15 protein-coding genes and 1 riboswitch are annotated in these 20,054 nt (G+C 62.0%); of the genes, 8 read left to right on the top strand and 7 right to left on the bottom strand.

The features are described from left to right. Positions 1 to 19: 19 nt before the first annotated feature. The 3 genes from SSA02_RS07575 to SSA02_RS07585 all read right to left on the bottom strand — a co-directional run bounded on the left by SSA02_RS07575 (position 20) and on the right by SSA02_RS07585 (position 2,453). Complete coding sequence (locus SSA02_RS07575) at positions 20 to 631, bottom strand: riboflavin synthase (RefSeq protein WP_147093472.1); 612 nt, start codon at positions 629 to 631, stop codon at positions 20 to 22. Next, on the bottom strand, positions 631 to 1,662 hold the full coding sequence (ribD, locus tag SSA02_RS07580) for a bifunctional diaminohydroxyphosphoribosylaminopyrimidine deaminase/5-amino-6-(5-phosphoribosylamino)uracil reductase RibD (protein ID WP_371859206.1): 1,032 nt from the start codon (positions 1,660 to 1,662) through the stop codon (positions 631 to 633). The genes SSA02_RS07575 and ribD overlap by 1 nt, the downstream gene beginning before the upstream one ends. Positions 1,663 to 1,809: 147 nt before the next feature. Next, positions 1,810 to 1,972, bottom strand: a riboswitch (FMN riboswitch). Positions 1,973 to 2,258: 286 nt separating this feature from the next. Continuing rightward, positions 2,259 to 2,453 carry an entericidin gene (locus SSA02_RS07585; protein ID WP_147093473.1) on the bottom strand — a complete coding sequence of 65 codons (195 nt, stop codon included), beginning with the start codon at positions 2,451 to 2,453 and terminating at the stop codon, positions 2,259 to 2,261. Positions 2,454 to 2,639: 186 nt separating this feature from the next. On the opposite strand from SSA02_RS07585, the gene SSA02_RS07590 reads away from it, so the two are divergent. Next, the gene (locus SSA02_RS07590; RefSeq protein ID WP_147093474.1) at positions 2,640 to 4,082 is read left to right on the top strand and encodes a cryptochrome/photolyase family protein; all 1,443 of its coding nucleotides are present in this window, start codon (positions 2,640 to 2,642) and stop codon (positions 4,080 to 4,082) included. 110 nt (positions 4,083 to 4,192) lie between these two features. On the opposite strand, the gene SSA02_RS07595 is transcribed toward SSA02_RS07590, so the two are convergent. Continuing rightward, positions 4,193 to 4,795, bottom strand: coding sequence for a hypothetical protein (locus SSA02_RS07595; RefSeq protein WP_147093475.1), 603 nt, complete (start codon positions 4,793 to 4,795; stop codon positions 4,193 to 4,195). 18 nt (positions 4,796 to 4,813) lie between these two features. Then, entirely contained in the window at positions 4,814 to 5,824 is a 1,011-nt protein-coding gene (locus SSA02_RS07600; RefSeq protein ID WP_246103727.1) for an A/G-specific adenine glycosylase, read from the bottom strand. Between the two features lie 60 nt (positions 5,825 to 5,884). On the opposite strand from SSA02_RS07600, the gene SSA02_RS07605 reads away from it, so the two are divergent. Beyond that, positions 5,885 to 6,559, top strand: coding sequence for a DUF721 domain-containing protein (locus tag SSA02_RS07605; RefSeq protein WP_246103728.1), 675 nt, complete (start codon positions 5,885 to 5,887; stop codon positions 6,557 to 6,559). Positions 6,560 to 6,922: 363 nt separating this feature from the next. Beyond that, a complete protein-coding gene (locus SSA02_RS07610) occupies positions 6,923 to 7,714 on the top strand; it encodes a hypothetical protein (protein WP_147093477.1) in 792 nt (263 codons plus the stop codon). A 120-nt stretch (positions 7,715 to 7,834) separates the two neighbouring features. Here SSA02_RS07610 and SSA02_RS07615 read toward each other — a convergent pair whose 3' ends face one another. Next, positions 7,835 to 8,005, bottom strand: a complete 171-nt coding sequence (locus SSA02_RS07615) for a DUF1328 family protein (protein ID WP_147093478.1) — start codon at positions 8,003 to 8,005, stop codon at positions 7,835 to 7,837. 158 nt (positions 8,006 to 8,163) lie between these two features. Between SSA02_RS07615 and SSA02_RS07620 the strand changes: the two genes are divergently transcribed. The 3 genes from SSA02_RS07620 (at position 8,164) to SSA02_RS07630 (ending at position 15,132) form a co-directional block, all read left to right on the top strand. Continuing rightward, positions 8,164 to 10,197 carry an NAD(+) synthase gene (locus SSA02_RS07620; protein WP_147093479.1) on the top strand — a complete coding sequence of 678 codons (2,034 nt, stop codon included), beginning with the start codon at positions 8,164 to 8,166 and terminating at the stop codon, positions 10,195 to 10,197. Between the two features lie 612 nt (positions 10,198 to 10,809). Further along, positions 10,810 to 12,285: a calcium-binding protein gene (locus SSA02_RS07625; protein ID WP_147093480.1), complete on the top strand. Its 1,476-nt coding sequence runs from the start codon at positions 10,810 to 10,812 to the stop codon at positions 12,283 to 12,285. Between the two features lie 183 nt (positions 12,286 to 12,468). Then, entirely contained in the window at positions 12,469 to 15,132 is a 2,664-nt protein-coding gene (locus SSA02_RS07630) for a glycosyltransferase (RefSeq protein WP_147093481.1), read from the top strand. Positions 15,133 to 15,255: 123 nt separating this feature from the next. Here the strand turns inward: SSA02_RS07630 and SSA02_RS07635 are convergent, their stop codons facing one another. Next, positions 15,256 to 16,182 carry a LysR family transcriptional regulator gene (locus SSA02_RS07635; protein ID WP_147093482.1) on the bottom strand — a complete coding sequence of 309 codons (927 nt, stop codon included), beginning with the start codon at positions 16,180 to 16,182 and terminating at the stop codon, positions 15,256 to 15,258. Positions 16,183 to 16,342: 160 nt separating this feature from the next. Here SSA02_RS07635 and SSA02_RS07640 point away from each other — a divergent pair, with 160 nt between their 5' ends. Next, entirely contained in the window at positions 16,343 to 18,691 is a 2,349-nt protein-coding gene (locus SSA02_RS07640) for a TonB-dependent receptor (protein ID WP_246103730.1), read from the top strand. 32 nt (positions 18,692 to 18,723) lie between these two features. After that, complete coding sequence (locus SSA02_RS07645; protein ID WP_147093484.1) at positions 18,724 to 20,040, top strand: MFS transporter; 1,317 nt, start codon at positions 18,724 to 18,726, stop codon at positions 20,038 to 20,040. Positions 20,041 to 20,054: the final 14 nt, after the last annotated feature.

The following is a 20,054-nucleotide window of genomic DNA, read 5'->3' on the forward strand; positions in this document are numbered from 1 at the left end:
GCGGCATGTCCCGCGCTGCTCATGACCGCACGCCGTATTTCAGCAGGCTCTCCACATATTTGGCGAGCACGTCCACCTCGACATTGGCCGGGGCGCCGGGCGCTATTTCGGACAGGCCGGTATGGATCCAGGTATGGGGAATGATCATGAGACCGATCGTGAAACGCCCGTCCTCGACCTCGCTCACCGTATTGACGGTCAGACTCACGCCATCGAGCGCGATCGACCCCTTCTCGACGACATAGCCGCGCAGGCTGGCCGGGAGGCTGAAGACGATGTCATGCGACTCTCCGACATCGGCGACCGAGACGAGCTGCGCGAGCCCGTCGACATGGCCCTGCACGATATGCCCCGAAAGGCGGGTCGCAGGCGTGCTCGCCCGCTCGAGATTGACGCGCGCTCCCGAAACCAGACGACCGAGCGCCGTTCGGGCCAGGGTTTCGGAACTGACGTAGAAATCCGCCAGTCCCGACGAATCGTAGGCGGCAACCGTCAGGCATACCCCGTTGACGGCGATACTCTCGCCGAGATCCAGATCGGAAAGCCCCGTCGCGATCCTGAGCAGGATGGCCTGATCGCGGGTCTCGATGGCGCGGACATGTCCGATATGGTCGATGATTCCGGAAAACATCAGAATTCAGCCTCGCTGGAAGAGACGGACGAAAACCCGTCATTCAACAGAAAACGAAGAGGTGTCACACCCTGGGCCCGCGCGGATATCCGCGCGGACACGGTATCGTTACCGGATGCTCCTGCACGCAGGGTCAGCCAGTCGTTCCAGAGGCCGTGCCGGTCGAGGGCGTCGAGCAGACCGGGCCCGGCTTCGACCATCGCCCAGTTCACGCCATGCCCGGCGAGCAGGCTCGGCACCTCCTCCAGGGAGCGCGAAACGACGACCCGGTAGCCGTTCCCCTCGAGGGTCGATCGCCACGAGGACGGCAGGCGTCCCTTGCGGTCGCAAACGACGACCATACGGCGCGGCGGACCGTCGTGATCGGCAACGCGTCGCACGGTCAGCATCGGCGCATCTGCGAGCACCGTTCCGATACCGGTGACGATCGCATCCGTCGCGCGGCGCAACCGGTGCGCGAGCAAGAGAGACGCTTCGCTGGTGAAGGTTTTCTGTCCCTGCGGAGGAATCATAGACCCCCGTCCGTCGAGCGCCTGCTTGACCGTGATCCAGGCGCGCCCGCGCGTAATCCGCTCGGCGAACGGCGCGAGCAGCGCCTTACAGGCCTGATGGATGTCCGAAAGCGCGCGGCAGGACTCCAGCATGACGACGGTTTTGCCGCCGGGCATCGTGGAGAGCCGCGCAGCGCCTCCGCCTGCCTCCGGATTCGGATCGCGTGCGCCGATCCAGACTTCCCCGACCGGGCTGGCGCGCAAGGCCTCGGAGCAGGGCGGGGTACGACCGGTATGGTTGCACGGCTCGAGCGTCACGAGGGCGGTGACCGCCTTGTGAAGAACGCCCAGCGCACGGGCGCGCTCCAGAGCGCGCGCCTCGGCATGATACGTACCTGCACGATGATGGGCCTCGACGACCAGAATACGGTCCTGCGCATCGAGAAGGGCGCACCCGACTGCCGGATTGGGCGATGTCGCACCGAGATATTGCGCCGCCTCGCGCAAGGCAGCCTCGAAACCCGCCCGCAACGCGGGCAGACGGGCCTCGTCGATCGCTCCATCGGGGCGCGACTTGATGCAGGACGATCGTTCGGTCACGTCTTTCAGGACCCCACCCCTTACTCGGGACGGTCTCCGGGCGCGAACACGCGGCCTCTCCGCGCGGTTCGACACCGCGTCGGCAAGGTCCGTCCTCTCTCATCCGGACTATAACCGTCGGCTCCGGAATTCGACCGGATCTGCTGACCCTGAGGCTGGTCGCCACAGGCGCTCGCGGGCTCATGAACGGAAGTCGCCTCCCATATCACCTACCGCCGGTGGGGAGTTTCACCCCGCCCCGAGAACGTCATTTTCAAAACCGGCTGCGAGAGCCGGACATGCATATGATCCCCGGATTGTCTTTTTTGCAAGGCCCCCATCCGCAGGCATTCAGGCGGAGACGAAAGGGCGAGCGATCCGGGGTGGGCATTCCGGCCCGTGCATTCCGGCAAGGAACCCCTCCCGGCAACGAGACAGGGGCGGGATCGGAATCCCGCCCCTTTCCGGGGACGCTCGATACAGGACCGGTATACAGCCCTCCGGAAGGCCAGCGTCGTTCGGAGCTGGCTTCGTTCGGGGTTAGCGGCGTCCGGGGATCAATGCGTTGCTGCGCCCGGCGCCGCATCATGGATCGCGCCCTGTGTCGCATTCGCGCCGTTGCTGACGTCATGCCCGATAGAGCTGACATCCCTGCCTGCACCATCGACCGTATTGCACGCGGTCAGTCCGAAAGCCGGCAAGGCAAGGAAGGCGGCCAGAGCGCCGATGCGGAGGAAAGAAACGCGGTTCATGGGAAAATATCCTGTTCTGGAACTGTGTTTTTCGTAAACGCTTCGACACGAACGCGGTTCGGAAAGTTACATTAAACATTCCGATATATGACGATGCGTTCATATCCCCCGCCCGGGGATGAACCGCCGCGCCGGAAAGACGCTGACGCTGAACGCCGTTTTCCTCTCCGCCCGTTCCGGATTGCCATGCCCGACACGCCCCCTGCCCTTCTGTGGTTTCGCGACGATCTGCGCCTCGGGGATCACCCCGCGCTCACCCGGGCGAGCGCGACCGGGCTGCCTCTTCTCTGCGTCTATGTGATCGACGAATCCGGAGCGACGCGGGCGCCGGGTGCAGCCCTCAAATGGTGGCTGCACGGCGCGCTGGCCGCGCTCCGCAAGGCGCTGGAAGAAAGAGGGGGAACGCTCCTCGTCCTGAATGGCGATCCTGAGACCCTCATCCCGGCACTGGCGGAACGAAGCGGGGCAGAACAGCTCTTCTGTCATTACCGCTACCAGGAGGAGGCGCGGCAGCAGGACGATAGAATTGCAGAGGCTCTCAGCGAGAGAAAATGCACGATGATCCGTAGCCACGGCACGCTGCTCCGCCCTCCGGAAAGCGTCGCGACGAAAAGCGGGACGCCCTACAGGGTGTTCGGCGCGTGGTGGAAAGCGTTCAGGGCATGCGGGGAACCGGCAAAGCCCTGCGGGATTCCGGATCGCCTCTCTTTCGCGCGGGTTCCATCCCTGGAAGGGGGTTTCCGTCCCGCCCGGGAGGAGGATCTCCTTCTTCCGCGCCATCCCGACTGGTCTGGCGGCCTGCAGGCGCAGTGGGAGCCGGGCGAGGAGGCCGCTCTGGAGGCGCTATCCGATTTCGTGACCCATGGTCTCACCACCTATGAAAGCGGACGTAACGAGCTGGCCGCCGATGGCAGCGCGCGTCTTTCTCCCTATCTGAACCTGGGTGTTCTCTCCCCCCGGCAGGTCTGGCACCGCTGTCTGGGCAAGGGGCGCCCCGAAGACCGGGAATGCTTCCTGTCCGAACTCGGCTGGCGCGATTTTTCCTGGTACGTCCTGTTCCATCAGCCGCAATTGCCATACCGGAATCTCAAACCGGAATTCGACAGGCTGATCTGGCGCACGGATCCCGCGGCCCTGAATGCCTGGCAGAAAGGCAGGACGGGCATTCCCGTGGTGGATGCCGGAATGCGCCAGCTCTGGGAGACCGGCTGGATGCATAACAGGGCGCGCATGATCGTCGCCTCTTTTCTGGTCAAGCATCTGCTCATCGACTGGCGCGAGGGAGAGGCGTGGTTCCGCGATACGCTGGTCGATGCCGATGTGGCGTCGAACGCGGTCAACTGGCAATGGGTCGCAGGCACCGGGATCGAGGCCTCCCCGTTCTTCCGGATCTTCAATCCCGTGAGACAGGCCGCGACGTTCGATCCTCACGGAGATTACATCCGGCGCTGGGTCCCCGAGCTTTCGGATCTGCCCGACGAGGCGATCGCCGCGCCATGGGATGCTCCGGAAGCCACCCTGCGAAAAGCAGGGGTCACGCTCGGAGAGACCTATCCCGCGCCGATCGTGGATCTCGGCATCGGGCGCGATCGGGCCATGAAGGCCTATCGCGCCACGAGACGATCATGACCGTAAGGGCATGACCGTAAGGGCATGACCGTAAGGGCATGACCGGTAGGGCATGACCGGCAGGGCATGACCGGCAGGGCATGACCGGCAGGGCATGACCGGCAGGGCGATCATGCCCGGGCGACGGAAAGCACGATCGATTCGTCTTCGCGCGTGACGAGGGTGAGAGACTCTTCCGTTCCGGGCGCCAAGGAGGCGAGCGCCTCGAGCGCGGGCGTGTTCCTGCTCAGGGAAAACGCATAGGGGCCGATCTGCCCTCCATGCCCGCGCACGAAACGCAAAGCCTCCAGCGTTTCGCCAGACATGGCGCGTATCGTCCCTATCTCCGGCTGGCCGAGGATCGCATAGGCATGCATCATCGGCTCGGAAAGCACGAAGAAGTGCTCCCAGTCCTGGGGTGGAACGACCCGGAAATCGATCCCCTCATTCTCGACGCTCCGCAGATAGCGACCGGAGCCATCCTGAGCCTCGAGCGTGACGAGACCGGACGGCAGTTTCCGGGCCTGCAGCGCCGGGAACGGACGCGGCAGGGACACGACCTTGCGGAGCGCCACGGGGAACCGGTCGAGCGTCACGTCATCGGCAAAGAAGAACAATCCGGGATATCGCCCGGGAGGCGGCACGACCGGAACAAGGCAGTCGCGCAGCACGTCATGATCGAGAACATGCCCGAAATAATCGAGAAGCCAGTAACGCGAGGCCGAGAAATACATGGACGGATTACTCTCTGTTCAGCCGGAAATGCCGTTCGGCCCGAGCATCAGGCATTTGCGCATGACGCTCGGGAAAGCCTGACGGGTCAGCGTTTCCTCGGGACAGGCGAAGCCTGCCTGATTGTGCAGGGACTCGAAACGCCCGATACGCGCTTCAAGAACGGTCAGTTGCAATGAAAAATGGGTGAAGACGTGACGGATCCTGCCTATTTCCTGCCAATCCGCCTCGATCGGAGCCGCAGCATCGACCGTCGAAGCCTCCGGAGGCGCGTCGAGCCACGCCGTGCCCGGCAGCTCCGTCATCCCGCCCAGAAGACCGCTCTCGGGCCGACGCCGGGCCCAGACGGCATTGCGGTCGTCGCGCAGAAGAAACACGGTTCCGTATCGCTCGGGCTTCGGCTTTTTCACCGCCCGGACGGGAAACCGCTCCGGTGTCCCTGTCTTGTGGGCGAGGCAGGGATCCTGCCAGGGACAGACGAGACAACCCGGACGACGCGGCGTACAGATACCGGCGCCGAGGTCGAAAAGCGCCTGGGTGAACTCCGACGGCGCATTGCGGGCAGTGCTTTCCGTGTTGAGCGTCGCCGCCCGCGCATCGAGCGTTCTGCGCACGCCCGGCAGAGGCGCATCCAGGGCGAAAAGACGCGCCACGATCCGCTCGACATTGCCATCGACCGGAACGACCGGCACGGAAAAAGCGATCGATGCGATGGCGCGGGCCGTGTAGGCGCCGATTCCCGGCAGAGCCTGCAATCCGGCGACCGTTTCGGGAAAAGACCCAAGAGACGCGATCTGGCGCGCGCAGGCATGGAGGTTGCGCGCGCGGCTGTAATAGCCGAGTCCTGCCCAGAGCGAGAGAACGTCGTCGAGCGGCGCTTCCGCGAGATGGCGCACCGTGGGATAGATCTTCAGAAACCGCTCGTAATAGGGCACAACGGCTGCGACGGTGGTTTGCTGCAGCATGATCTCGCTGAGCCATACGGCATAGGGATCCGTCGGCGCACCGGGCAGGGAACGCCAGGGCAGCACGCGTCTGTGTCGGGCATACCATGCGAGCAGGTCGGAAGCAGAAGGAGTCACAGAGGCGATATGAAGGCTGTTCCTCCATCGGACAAGAGACAAGGGCGCAGTCGTCGCGACACGGCCGGATCCGGAGCGACCGGAACCGGGGTGGAAAAACACGACGCGAGCGGGTCCGGGTTCAGCGAACGCAGCGCAAGGACAAGCGGGGCGAAAGGAAGAAGCAGGACGCAGCCCCGCACGAACGCAGCGGAGACGGAGGGCCGCAACAGCGACAGGCGGCTCATGCAGACACGCGCGCTCGGTGCGATTCTTCCGGGCGTGACCAGACCGGCCTTTGCGAAACGCCCCGCTTCTGCGGTCAGACTCATTCTGGACTGGGCGGAAATCGTGGGGCCGGCACTCGCGGCGCAGACAGAACCGCGTCGCGTCTCCGGCGGCACACTGACCATCGCGTGCACGGGGCCGGTTGCCCTCGAGCTTCAGCATCTGGCCCCGCAACTGCTCGAGCGAATCAACACCCATTGCGGATCCCTGCGCACAGGGCGCGATCTGCGCTTCGATGATGGCACAGCTCTGGTCAGGCGCCTGCGGATCGTGCAGGACCCGGCGCTTCTGCGCCCCGCCACGCCTGCGAGCCGTCCGGCGCCGCCGGAAGTACCTGTGCCCGATCTCGGGCAGGGAGAGTTGCATGACGTTCTCGCGCGGCTCGGAGGACACATCAGGAGACGAAGACGGGGATAATGCGAGCAGGATGGATGCGAAGAGAGGGGGCGCTCCTCCGAAAGACGAGGCGCCTCCCCATCCGTCGAGTCATCTCACCCGCGCCCATCACGAAAGACGTTACAGGGGGAATTTTCCCGGGCGATCCGCGTTTTCACGCAGGTCCGGGCCTTTTTCGCGCCCCTGTGCGATACGATATCGGAAGCGATACGGTCTTCTGCCCGGAAGACGAAGGTTTCAGGCTGCTTCTTGTGCGAACCGGAGGATATCCCGCCAATGCCCGCGACAGGTCATGCCCCGATAACGGATTCGTTGCGGACCGGACGACCCCGCGCGCCGGAACCTCCCGCAGCGACAGGGCCGCTCCAGACAATGACACAGACGGTGCCGCAGACGGTTCGACGCACCAACGGCCTGCGGGGAAGACGCGTCGCATGGGGCATCTGCGCCGTGCTGTTCGCTTCCTTCGCCCTGACCCCGTCTCCCGCTTCCGCCCAGCGCGGCAGATATCATGCCGCTGGTCCGGGCGGCCGCGGACCGTACGGTCCCGGTATCGGGCGTTTCGGCCGCCCTTTTCCGACCGGCAGGGGGATCGAAAGGGGACGCCCCGGTTTCCGGGGCGGATACGGTTATCGTCCCTGGGGCCATGAATGGCGCCGGGGACCGGGATGGGGATGGAACAGACCCTTCGGACCCGGTTTCGGCTGGTCTCGTGCCGGATGGGTCGGGGGGTGGCCCGGGGGTTGGGCAGGCCGACCATGGGGCCCTCCGGGCTGGGGCCCGGGAGGTTGGGCTCCGGGAGGTTGGGGCCCACGAGGATGGGGGTGGAGCGGCTGGGGTTGGGGCGTTCCCGGCTGGGGGCTGGCCACGGGCGCCTTTGCGAGCGGAGCCGTTATAGGCACGGCAATTGGCGGCGCGGCGATCGGCGCAACCATCGCCACACCCTACCCGGTGCCGTCTTACGCCGTTCCGGCGCCCTATCCGGCCTATTCCTCCTATCCGCCCTATCCCGCGGCCCCGCCTTTCAGCGTGCCCGGTGGCGTGCCCGCCTATGCGGCTCCTGCGCCTTACGGTAGCGGATCCTATGGTAGCGGAAATGTCTATGCATGCGGGGGGTATCCCGGCTGCGAGGCCGGAGACGTGTCGCCTCCGGATCCCGATCCCGGCGGATACTGATGGGCCGATACTCACGGACGGATACTGACGGGGGGATATCGATGGACGGTTGGGGGAGGATCTCCCTCCCCCGTTTCCCGTTGACTGCCTGCGACGCGCTTGCTGCATGCAGGACCGGACTCAGCTTTTACGACCGCGGCCGAAAATGAAGCTGAGGACGAACAGGACGAGAAACACGAAGAACAGGATTTTTCCTATCGAGGCGAAATCCGCAGAAATACCGCCGAAACCGAGCAAGCCGGCGAGAAGGGCGAGAATCAGGAACACGATCGTCCAGCGCAGGAGATCCATCGGCGACTACTCCGGTTGGGATCATGACAGAATCGTCATGACCGGGAATGATGGCTGAACGGACAAGGACCGCAGGAGTTTGATCCTGTTACCAAAAGCTTGTCTTTTGTTCCTGAAAGACGTTTCTGTGCGGGACGCTGTCGCGGGGGGATACGATCATGAGCGAATTCCGTTCTCTATATAGACACGGCTTCGCCCGTGTCGCTGCCTGTACCGTGCCGGTGCGTCTGGCCGACCCCGATCACAATCTCTCCGGTATCGTCTCCCTTGCCGCGCAATGCGATGAGGCCGGAGCGGCTCTGGCCGTGTTCCCCGAACTCTGCCTCTCCGGCTACGCCATAGACGATCTCCGACAGCAGGATGCCCTTCTCGACCGGGTCCTGAGCGCGATCGACCGGCTGCGTCAGGCGAGCACATCGTGGAACGCCGTGATCGTGGCAGGCGCCCCCCTCGCCCATCGTGGGTGCCTTTACAACTGCGCCATCGTGTTTCATCGGGGGCGGATTCTCGGAATCGTGCCGAAATCCTATCTCCCGAATTACCGGGAATTCTATGAAAGCAGGCAGTTCACGGCGGGGCTGGGCGTTACCGGAGAGACCATGCGTCTCTCAGGCGAAAGCATCCCCTTCGGAACGGATCTTCTTTTCGAGGCGGAGGATCTACCCGGCTTCGTCCTGAGCCTGGAGATCTGCGAGGATCTCTGGGTTCCCTGCCCGCCAAGCACCTTCCTCGCCCTCGCAGGCGCGACGGTGATAGCCAATCCCTCAGCCAGCACGATCACCATCGGCAAGTCGGAGGATCGGCATCTTCTTTGCCGGGCCCAGTCGCAAAGAGCCCTGTGCGCCTATGTCTACGCCGCCGCTGGTGCCGGCGAATCCACGACCGATGTCGCATGGGACGGACAGGTCTCGGTTTATGAGGCAGGTCGTCTCCTGAACGAATCGTCCCGCTTCCCGCGGGAGGCGCAGATGACGCTCGCGGATATCGATCTGGATCTCCTGCGTCAGGAACGGATGCGTATGGGCAGCTTCCATGACTGTGCCCGTGCGCTCGATAGCCGCTCATGGCGGCGTATCGGCTTTACGCTTTCGCCTCCCGGGGGCGATATCGGCTTTCACCGCATCGTGCCGCGCTTCCCCTTCGTGCCGGAGGATGCGACCCGGCTGGATCGCGACTGTTACGAGGCCTGGACGATCCAGGTCCGGGCGCTCATCCAGCGTCTGGAGAGCAGCGGCGCCCGCCGGGCCGTGATCGGCGTCTCGGGCGGGCTCGATTCGACGCTGGCGCTGCTCGTCGCGGCCCGTGCGGCGGACGAGCTGGGTTGGCCCCGCGACCGCGTCGCAGCCTATACCATGCCCGGCTTCGCGACAGGCGAGGCGAGCCTCGGTCTGGCTCATGCCCTGATGAATGCGCTCGGTGTCGAGTCCAACGAGCTCGATATCAGACCCACCGCGCTCGAGATGCTGCGGACGATCGGTCATCCCTTCGCGTCCGGTGAGGCCGTGCATGACGTGACCTTCGAAAACGTCCAGGCCGGATTGCGCACGGATTTCCTTTTCCGTCTCGCAAACCAGAGAAAGGGAATCGTGATCGGCACGGGCGATCTCTCCGAGCTGGCCCTGGGGTGGTGTACCTATGGCGTGGGTGACCAGATGGCCCATTACAACGTCAATGCGGGGATGCCGAAAACGCTGATCCAGCATCTGATACGCTGGCTTGCCCGCAAGGAGGATCTCGGGCCCGAGGCTCCGGCCATTCTGGAAGATATCGTCTCCGCAGAGATCACGCCCGAACTCGTTCCGGCCGATTCGGCAGGGGTGCAGAAAACGGAAGACCGGATCGGGCCTTACGCCCTGCAGGACTTCACTCTTTATTATGTTCTCCGTTACGGTTTCCGACCGAGCAAGATCGCGTTTCTCGCGCTTCAGGCATGGGAAGACCCTGATAAGGGCGCGTGGCCCGCACATTTCCCGGAACGCGCGAAGCGCGCCTATGACCGGGCGGAAATCACGCATTGGCTCGACGTCTTTCTGCGTCGGTTCTTCGGATTCAGCCAGTTCAAGCGATCCGCCATGCCGAACGGCCCCAAACTCTCCCCCGGAGGCAGTCTCTCCCCCCGGGGCGAGTGGCGCGCGCCCTCAGATGGAACGGCTGCGGCCTGGCTGGCCGAGCTGGACGGGATACGGGAATAGAAAGGCGGGACTCATGACCGCTCCCCGTTTTTACTGAAGAGCACGAAGAACGCGGAATGCCTCGCAAGACCGGCATTCGTTAACGTCAGATGTTAACGTCGCTCTTCCACAAAGAAGGCTTCGTGTCGCAATATTACAAAACCGATTACCGAGAACATAATACATCATCTTCGTGACACGATCGGACACACCTGATTTTTCCGATTTATGAAATATAAATCACAAACTGTCCGGCGTGCGCATCGTCAATCAACGAATAATCCCTGAATTATCTACGAACCTTCCTGCAAAACAAAAAACCTGGAAACAGAGACGTCGAAAATAAGACAATGTTTTCAGTAACTATCCCCATGTGTTGGGATTTCAAAAACAACAATGCCGGGAAACACGATGCATATCGAGACCCCGGCCCGATCTTCTCTTCCATCTTGTCTCCATTACGCAGCCTTTATTGACTCCACGGAAGAGTTAAGACATCTATAAAAAACATTGAATTTCCGCCCCCGGGCTTGGTAAACGCTTGATCGACAGCGACGTGATGAGAGCGTTGATACGCAATGTTACGTCAGATGAAGTGCTCGAAGCCCTCATAAATATAAAGGAGCTGATCGCATGGCGATCGTAACGGTAGTTGGTGCGTCAGGCCACGCAGTGCAGGTCACTGTCGAAGGTGCCCGGATGCTGTCGCTCGCCTCCAGTTATGCGCAGGCGATATCCGACGCCAATCAGGAGGGCACGCTCGGAGACTACGACCTCCATTTCGGCGCCAACAATCAGACCCGTGGCACCGGGTCGAACATCCAGATGATGCAGGGCGTCATCACGACAGGCGGCTCCTACGATATCGGAGGGGATTTCGACCACGTCGTGATCGGTGCAGATGGCGGCCTGATCACGACCCGATTGAACGATCGCGGGCAGTACATTCCTGTCGGATCGGCGGATCCGGCCTCGCTCAACGATCCCGTCACGGTCAATGCCGCCGGCTCGACGGTCAGCAGCCTCTCGGTACTCGCCGGCGATACCGCAGCTGTTACGTTCTATGCAGGCAATCAGAACGGTCTGTTCGTTGCGACCATGGGCAACAACCTTTTCGATGCCAGCGGCAAGAGCGGAAGCTGGACCATCGCGACGGGTGACGGAAACGACACAATTCATGCGGGCAGCGGCACGAACAATATCCGCGCCGGTGACGGTCAGAACCTGATCACCCTGAGCACGGGCACCAATTTCGTCGCCTCCGAAGGACAGGACACGATCACCGGCGTCGAAAACGCGACGGATACCGTAACCCTTCTCGGCGGCAACTCGATCGTGACGCTGCAGTCCAACGCAGCTGTCGTCGATGCGGCGCTGACGGGAAGCCAGATCTCGGTCGGTCTGAACAGCACCGTATTCGGTGGCACGGGCTCGACCGTGACCTTTGCCAGCAGCACGGGCACCATCATCGGTGCCGTCGGCGATACCATCTCGGCTGCCGGAGACCTGATGGTCTATCACGGCACGAATCAGTCGATCAGCGTCTCGGGCGCCCTGCAGTTCATCTCGGGCACCGGCAACACCTCCATTACGGCCGGAACCGGTACGATCTGGGGTGCGAACGGGCTCAACGCGAATCTCAACACGACGAACAATCTGCTCTTCACCGGCAACCAGCCGAACTCGACCGGCGATCAGAGCATCAATGCCTCGGCATCGGCTGGCACGCTCGATGCATGGACGGGCGCGGGCAACAACACGATCATCGGCGGCTCCGGCGCGGATATGTTCGTCTTCGGCACGCAATATGAAGGCTCTTCGGGCGACAGCTATGCGACGGTCACCGGCGGCAGCGGTGCGGCCAACATGTTCGGCGTTCTCAACGGGCATGAGGGTGGCGACATCACCATCACCGATTTCGGCAGTGCCGCAGGTAACATGTTCTTCATGTATAACTACAAGCCGGCCGATGCGGACAAGGCGATCGCCGATATCCTCGCGACCGCGAGCGTGTCGGGTGGCAACACCACGATCCAGCTCGACAACAACATGAAGGTTACCTTCCTCGGTGTTACCGATCTGAAATCGTCGAATTTCATCATCAGCTGACGCCCTATTTTCGACATTCTGGTTAGTCACATTGCGAGGACCCGGCCCAAAAGGCCGGGTCTTCCTTTTTTACGCCCTCTGCTTTAGTCAGAAGGCAGTAAATTTCGAAATCTGATTAAAGTGACGGGTTCTTTGCCAGATTCAGTTTCCACGTCTTGTTCTGCTTCGTCTCCCCCGGAAGATATGCATGAAGAAGCCCTCGCCGCCTCCGCGCGGCTGGCTACGATCCGAGCCGATACGCTTCAGGCCGAACTGACGATTGCCCGACGCCAGATGCGTCTCATGCGCGGCTCCCTCTCGTGGCGTATTCTGGAGCCCTTGCGCTGGGTGCGGGCGCTGACACTCAAACGTCTGCCCTGGGGCACACCCTTCGACGAGGCCTGGGACGAAATCTCGGTCTCCATAGAGAGTGAGGGCCTGTCGAAAGCCGCCCGACGCTTCGTAAGGAGCGCACGAGAGACCAGAAAAATCGCGCGTTATCAGACGATCGCGCACGATCCCCTCTTCGGAGCGACGAAGGCGGTTTCCGCCTTTTTCCAGAAACCGGTTCCCGCGGCTCGCGGGATGCTGAGGCCGCATTTCCTCATCATTGCGGATGTCGTGGTTCCACAATGCGTGAAATACCGGGTCAATCAGAAAGCCGAGTTTCTTCGCAACCTCGGCTGGTCGGTTCAGGTCGTGGACTGGCGCGACACCGGTCTTGCGCTCTCGGAATTGCAGATCGCGACCGAGGTGGTGTTCTATCGCACCCCTGGCTTCACGCCGGTTCTTTCCCTCATCGCACAGGCAAAGCGGGTCGGCCTTTCACCACGCTGGGAAGTGGACGATCTGATATTCGATCGACGCTCCTGTCAGCTCAACAGCAATCTGGCGACCCTCACCCCTGGCGAGAAACGGGGTTATCTGCGCGGCACGACCCTGTTCCTCAAGGCACTCAGGGCCTGCGGACGAGGTATCGCCTCGACGGAGGCACTTGCCGGGCAGATGCGCCGGATGGGGATAAGGGATGTGGCGATCCTCGAAAACGCGCTCGATCGCGAGACGATCGCCATCGCTGAACGCGTCGAGCGACTGCCCTCGCCCCCCGACTCCGAATCCATCCTGATCTGTTACGGATCGGGAAGCCGCACGCACGATATCGACTTCCGCGAGGCCGAGGCGGGTCTGCTGGCAGCGATGGACGCAGAGCCGCGGCTGGAGCTTCTGATCATCGGTCCACTCGGTCTCTCGAAAGATTTTGCGCGTTTCGAATCGCGTATCCGCCGCAAGAGGCAGATGTCCTATGAAGCCTATATGGCGCTTCTCGCGACAGCCGATATCGCGCTTGCGCCGCTCGAGCTCTCGGTGTTCAACGACTGCAAGAGCAATATCAAGTTTCTCGAGGCGGCCGTGCTCGGTGTTCCGAGCGTGTGCTCTCCCACAGCGCCTTATGCCGGGGTGATCAGGCATGGCGAGAACGGAATGCTGGCCCGTACGCCGGAGGACTGGCGCAACGCCCTGCTCGCTCTCTCGGCCGACAGGACGCGGCGCGAGGCCATGGGCGAACAGGCGCGCAGCGATGCCTATGCGCTCTACGCGCCGGAGCGGATCCAGGAGCGTCAGGCAGAACCGATCTTCGGATCTCCGCCCGTTTTCGCATCTGCGGCGCCCCGCGTCGTACACGTCAACGTCTATATGGCGCCCCGCACCTTCGGTGGTGCCACGATCGTCGTCGAAGCGGTCATTCCCGAGCTCGCACGCTTTGGCTATGAGAGCAGTGTCCTGACGACACGTCCGATTCTCGAGGATGTGCCGGACGGCGCCCTGCGCTATCGCATCCAGGGAACCGATGTGTTTTCGGTTGTGGCCGGGCGTCATAGCGGCGCGGATAACCTCTCGGTCGCGCGCCAATTACAGCGCTGGATCGGGTCCTGGGGTGCCGATCTCGTCCATTTTCACGCCATCCAGGAACTCGGTACAGGCATGGCGCGTGCCTGTCAGGACCTCGGCATTCCCTATGTCATCAGTCTGCACGATTGCTGGTGGCTGACCGATCAGCTCTTCATTTCCAAGGATGACGGTCGCTACCATCTCGACCGCGACCAGCTCGCCACGAGAGAGGAACGCTCGTCTCATGACATCTATCTCGGCGATCGCCGTCGCCTCATGCGTCAGGCGCTGTCCGGTGCGCATGCGATCCTGAGCCCGTCAGAGGAGCACAAGGCGCTTCATGTCCGCAACGGCGTTCCGGCAGACCGGATCGCGATCAACAAGAACGGCTTTACCTGGCCCAGCCGACCACGCAGGAAGCGGGATCCGGGCAGCAAGCTCCGTTTCGGCTTCGTCGGTGGGGCCGTCGACGTCAAGGGTTACAGCCTGATCCGCCAGGCTCTGGAAAAAACCGCGCGGGACGACTGGGAACTGGTCCTGGTGGACAATACGCTCAATCTCGGATTCCCGTCGATCGACGTCTCTTCCTGGCTCGTCCGCGGCACCGTGAAAACGATCCCGGCCTATACCCAGGCGGAGCTGGATGATTTCTACGACGGGATCGACATCCTTCTTTTTCCCTCCCAATGGCGGGAAAGCTACGGTCTTACCGTGCGTGAAGCCTTGTCGCGCGACGTATGGGTCATCTCGACCGCTCCCGGAGGACAGGCAGAGGAAATCGTAGAAGGGGTGAACGGCAGCCTGATCCCGATCATCGACGAGCCCGAGCCCCTGCAACGGGCCATCGAGGCCATGCTGGATCGCAAGGATATGCTCGAGACCTACACCAACCCCTTCAAGGATCGGCTTCCGCGCTATCAGGATCAGGCAGAGGAACTCGCACGCATATACGATGCAGTTCTGGGTCGATCCGCCTGACGCGCGCTTGACGCGCCCTGTTCCCCCCGGTCCGGATCGCTCTCCGGAAGCGGCAGTGACGTGTTCTCCTGTCGCGTCGGACCCGGCGGATCACGCAGATCGATCCTGGACTCCCTCCGCATTTCAGGAGCACGGCAGCGTGCTCATCACATCGAGCGCATAACGCAGCTGGGCGCTCGGCCGGGGCCTTCGTGCCCAGGCTATGCCGTGCTCCATATAGAACGCGTCTCCGGGCGATCCGCCCTCGAGAAAGGGGAGAGTTTCGGGATCGGACACCATAGAGACCGGGATGAGCGTTGCAGCATCGCAAGCGGCATGGATCTGCCCCAGCAGAGTCGGTACGGCGAGTTCGATCAGACGATCGGGCATCGATAATCTGCGGCGGGAAAGAACGGCCTCGAACATGTCCCGCATCGCCATGCCTTTTACGGGCAGAAGCCACAGACGATCGACGAAGCGATCCCATCGATCCAGGATCGAGGAAACCGGGCTCAGCACCCCATCGACATGGACGAGACAATGCTCGAGGCACAGGCTCCGCGTCTCGAAATCGCCACGCTCATCGACACCGAGCAGATTGATCGCCACCAGATCGAGACGCCCGGCACGCAGATCCTCGAGAAGTCGACCACGCATTCCGTATTCTATGCGCAATGTCAGAAAAGGCTGCTCCCGCTTCATCCTTGCAAGCCAGCTCACGAGCGGTCGTTCCAGCATCGGGGCCTGAAAACCGATCCGCACCGAGCCATGCAAAAGTGCGGCTTCCCGGGCAAAATCCTCACCGAGAGCGGTCAGTTCGTTATCGATTCTCCGGGCAGCAATCAGAACGCGTTCGAGACCCGGCAGCGGTTCCAGCCGACCCTGAACCCGATCGAACAGACGCTTGCCGAGAATCCCTTCGATCTCGAGACAGGATTTCGAAACCGCAGCGGGAGAAATACCGAGACGATCGGCCGTCAGACGCATGCTTCTGGTCGCATTCAGCATGTCCAGCAGATGCAGATGTCGAAGCTTGAGCCTGCGATGCAGCGAAATATTCCGCCCCGCCATATCCGCCTTCCTCTCATTCAACCCGGCGGTTGTCGCACAGCAACCGCATTTCGCTTCTATATCGTAACGTTCCTGGAATTAAATCAACAGATCGCTCCGATCCCCTCCGATCGGAGCGCTCAGGAAAAACAGGACAACGCCAGGAGCTGGGATGAGAAACGTGGCAGCAAAGAGATCGTCCCTTTCAAAGCGAAAGGCGCTCATCGCCCTTCTCGTCTCGACGACCGCTCTTCCCACCCTCGAGCCGGTCCGCCCGGCATATGCTGCATCTCCCGACGCCTCGCAGGTTTCATCGATGCGCAGGCGAAACGAATTTGTAACTGCCAGCAACCGACATGCCACGAAACCGGGGGCGCATTCCGCATCCAGCCGATCCGAGACGCTCACTGTCACGGTCGGGCGTCATCATTTCCGGTTCAACGCCGCACAACATGAAGCAGATGCGGCAACCCATGTCACCGGCGAGACACTAATCCGTCAGGGCGTGGTCTCGGTGCTGGATCTGCCACGTATTGCGCCCAACATGACTGTGCAGAGCGTCAACGGAACGGGGACCACCAATTACTTTCTGCGCGGTGTCGGGCTCAACGATTATACCCAGAACAACATGTCGTCCGTCCTGGTCTATTACGACGACGTGGCCTTTCCTCTCGCCCGTATGGCATCGGGGCTGATGTTCGACGTGGCCAGCGCGAGCGTCGATCCGGGACCGGTCGGGTTCGAACACGGCCAGACGGATACAGGCGGCGAGGTGAGTTTTCGCACCGCCGATCCAACAGCGCACTGGCAGACGGGCGTCACGCAGGACATCGCAAGCCGTGCACGCAGCCGTACCAACATGTTCGTCTCCGGTCCCCTGCTCGGCGAGACCCTGGCTTTTCGTCTCGCCGCGCAAACGATGCATGGCGGGGGATGGCAGTACAACCCGGCAAATGGCGACCATCTGGGCGATGCCGATCTCTGGGCGCTTCGCGCGAAACTGAGATGGAGACCGGCTGAGAAAACCGAATTCATGCTCACCGGACATTGGGTACAGGACGACTCCCAGGCGATCGGCGTCAAGCCCGTCATCAACTTCCTGCCATCCCGTCCTTATCCCGATCTCGGCTATCAGCAGGCCGCCTGGGACTATCGACAGGCATTCTCGAAGCTGATCGGCCGTTCACCGGGTCTCAAACCGGGCGCCCATGACACATATTGGGGGGCGGACCTCAAGGGATCGCACGATTTTTCCTTCGCGACCTTGCGCAGTATCAGCGCTTTCGAAACCGAACGCGTGGGCGAATATACCGATCAGGACGGGACGGCCTGGGCCACCGGAAATAATTACCGCAACATCGTGGCCAACAATTTCTCGCAAGAGCTGCGTCTCGAATCTCGCAAGAAAACGCATCTGCAATGGACGCTCGGAGCGTATTACAACCGGGTCCGCATGACGCAACAATCCTATTTCGATTTCACCGATTACGTCCCGACCCGGGGCTATATGCAGGAGACGTCCTTCGGTCAGAATCAACAGACCTTCTCGCAATTCGTCCATATGCGCTATCGCCTGCCGTTTCATCTTCGTCTGCTCGGCGGTCTGAGCCACGAGGCCGATGACCGGCAACTCCTCGATCTGCGTACGGTCCAGTTCGGTCGCCGCGCCCTCCGGTTCCGGTCGACGGGTGCCAATATGAACCAGTTCTCCGGAACGCTCGGCCTCCAGTGGCAGCCGGTCGATCGGTTCATGGGTTATTTCAAGGTCAGTCGGGGCGTGAAACCGGGCGGCATGACAGCCAACAATACGGTCGTGCAAGGTCAGCTCGATCCGTTCAAGCCCGAGACCGTGCTTGCCTACGAAACGGGTTTCAAGGCCGATATCGTACCAGGCAGAGCCAGACTGAACGCGGCGGCCTTCTACTACGATTATCACGATCAGCAATATATCGGCACCTATGTCGTGCCGGGATACGGGCCGCTCGGGCGCTATCAGAATATTCCCAAATCGGAATTATGGGGCGTGGAATTCAGCACCGAGATCACACCCCTGCGCCATGTCTATCTGACGCAAAATCTCGGCTATCTGCGCAGCAAATTTCTCGACTTCCAGGCGGTGAACGTCTCCGCCGTCAATGCAAACTATACGCGAACAGGCATCTGGGCGCCAATCTATACCGATTATGCCGGAACCGGCGGCATGAACCCCAAACTGACCCTGAACGGCTCTGGCAGCTATCGTCATCGTATCGTGAAGAATTACGAAGCCGAAGCCGGACTGGACTGGAACTTCAGATCGGCCCAGCCCATGACCCCCGGGGGTACGGGCGACTACCAGCTTCCGGCATATTTCCTTCTTGGCGCCCATATAACGATGCATCCGCTGAGAGGCCCATGGACAGCGACGGTTTACGCGTCGAATATTCTCGACAGACAGTATTTCACAACCAGCTCGCAATCCACGACGACCTATTTCCGGATTCCCGGCCCGCCCCGCTTCATAGGCGGGCGTGTCGGCCTGACCTACTGACCCCTCTCTTGCCCGCGAAGGAATGACGCATCATGACCGGAACGGATACGGATCGAAAAAGAAGACGGGTCATTCTGGCCGCCTGTATCGGAAACTTCCTCGAATTCTACAATTTCATGGCTTATGCGTTCTTCGCCCCGATGATCGCGAAGGCGTTTTTTCCGGACAGCGTCGGTCTCGCAGGGTTGTTCGATGCACTCATCACCTTCGGGGCCGGTTTCGTCCTCCGGCCGCTCGGCGCATTCTGCGTGGGGCTCTATGCACGGCGCTTCGGTCATCAGGCGGCGCTGATCCTGACCTTCGCGATCATGGCCGCCGGGTCGCTCCTTCTCGCGGTCACACCGCCCACCCGGATCATGGGCGTTGGTGCCGCAGCACTGATCGTTCTCGCGCGGATGCTGCAAGGATTTTCCGATGGGGGAGAGGTCGGTCCGGCGACTGCCCTGCTCTACGATTCGGCACCGCCCGGGAAAGGCGGTATCGTCAGTGTCATGCAATATGTGACGCAGCTTCTCGGCATGGGCGTTGCCGTCATTTTCGGGCTGATCCTGTCTCTCATCCTCTCACCGGAGGCCCTCTACAGCTGGGGCTGGCGCCTTCCCTTCGTCGGCGGAATCGCCATCCTTCCCTTCGGCTTCTGGCTGCGCAGGGGGCTGGCCTCACATGCCCATCATGCTGCGCCACCGCCATTCTCCGTCACGCTCGGCCTTCTCTTCGTGCCCAGAACCCTCCTGATCTTCCTGCTCATCGTCTTCGGAACCATCACCAACTATCTGCGTGCGTTCGGGGTCAGCTACGCGGTCACCGTCCTGCACCTGCCGCCCGACATCGCCATGTCGGCCATGGCAGTCGGTCTGCTCTGCGGTATCGTCGCTGTCGCTGCCGGAATGCGTATCGCCAGCCGTCATCCCGATCCGGTCCGTTTCGTCATCTGGATTTCCATCATCGGAACGCCTCTTAGTGTCGCATATTACGCCCTTTCGCTGATGTATCCGGGTCTGTGGACCCAGATCGGGCTCAACGCGACCATCTTCCTCTCTTCCGGCCTGCTGATCGCTCCGGTCTGGCGCCTTCTTTTCGACGCCATTCCCGACCATAGCCGGGCCTTCGTCTTCGGCCTCGTCTATGCCGTCGCAGTCTCGGTTTTCGGAGGTCTCACCCAACCCGTGACAGTATTGCTGATCGCACGGTTCCATGATCCGATGGTCCCGGCCTGGATGATCGGCGGGCTGACGCCGCTCACCCTGTTCACCTATCTGGCCTTGCGGCGCCTCGTGGCTCCCGCCGCAGACCGATATCCCGTCCCCCATCCCGCGACCGCCCATCCCGCAACCGACCACACTGCGTGAATGTCTCCCGCCTG

The sequence above is a fragment of the Swaminathania salitolerans genome (assembly GCF_007988945.1).
Taxonomy (GTDB): domain Bacteria; phylum Pseudomonadota; class Alphaproteobacteria; order Acetobacterales; family Acetobacteraceae; genus Swaminathania; species Swaminathania salitolerans.

Bases quoted from the DNA above. Each gene is read 5' to 3' on its own strand.
- SSA02_RS07575 (WP_147093472.1), bottom strand. From the start codon at position 631: ATGTTTTCCGGAATCATCGACCATATCGGACATGTCCGCGCCATCGAG.
- SSA02_RS07585 (WP_147093473.1), bottom strand. From the start codon at position 2,453: ATGAACCGCGTTTCTTTCCTCCGCATCGGCGCTCTGGCCGCCTTCCTT.
- SSA02_RS07590 (WP_147093474.1), top strand. From the start codon at position 2,640: ATGCCCGACACGCCCCCTGCCCTTCTGTGGTTTCGCGACGATCTGCGC.
- SSA02_RS07595 (WP_147093475.1), bottom strand. From the start codon at position 4,795: ATGTATTTCTCGGCCTCGCGTTACTGGCTTCTCGATTATTTCGGGCAT.
- SSA02_RS07605 (WP_246103728.1), top strand. From the start codon at position 5,885: ATGAAGGCTGTTCCTCCATCGGACAAGAGACAAGGGCGCAGTCGTCGC.
- SSA02_RS07615 (WP_147093478.1), bottom strand. From the start codon at position 8,005: ATGGATCTCCTGCGCTGGACGATCGTGTTCCTGATTCTCGCCCTTCTC.
- SSA02_RS07620 (WP_147093479.1), top strand. From the start codon at position 8,164: ATGAGCGAATTCCGTTCTCTATATAGACACGGCTTCGCCCGTGTCGCT.
- SSA02_RS07625 (WP_147093480.1), top strand. From the start codon at position 10,810: ATGGCGATCGTAACGGTAGTTGGTGCGTCAGGCCACGCAGTGCAGGTC.
- SSA02_RS07630 (WP_147093481.1), top strand. From the start codon at position 12,469: ATGCATGAAGAAGCCCTCGCCGCCTCCGCGCGGCTGGCTACGATCCGA.
- SSA02_RS07635 (WP_147093482.1), bottom strand. From the start codon at position 16,182: ATGGCGGGGCGGAATATTTCGCTGCATCGCAGGCTCAAGCTTCGACAT.
- SSA02_RS07645 (WP_147093484.1), top strand. From the start codon at position 18,724: ATGACCGGAACGGATACGGATCGAAAAAGAAGACGGGTCATTCTGGCC.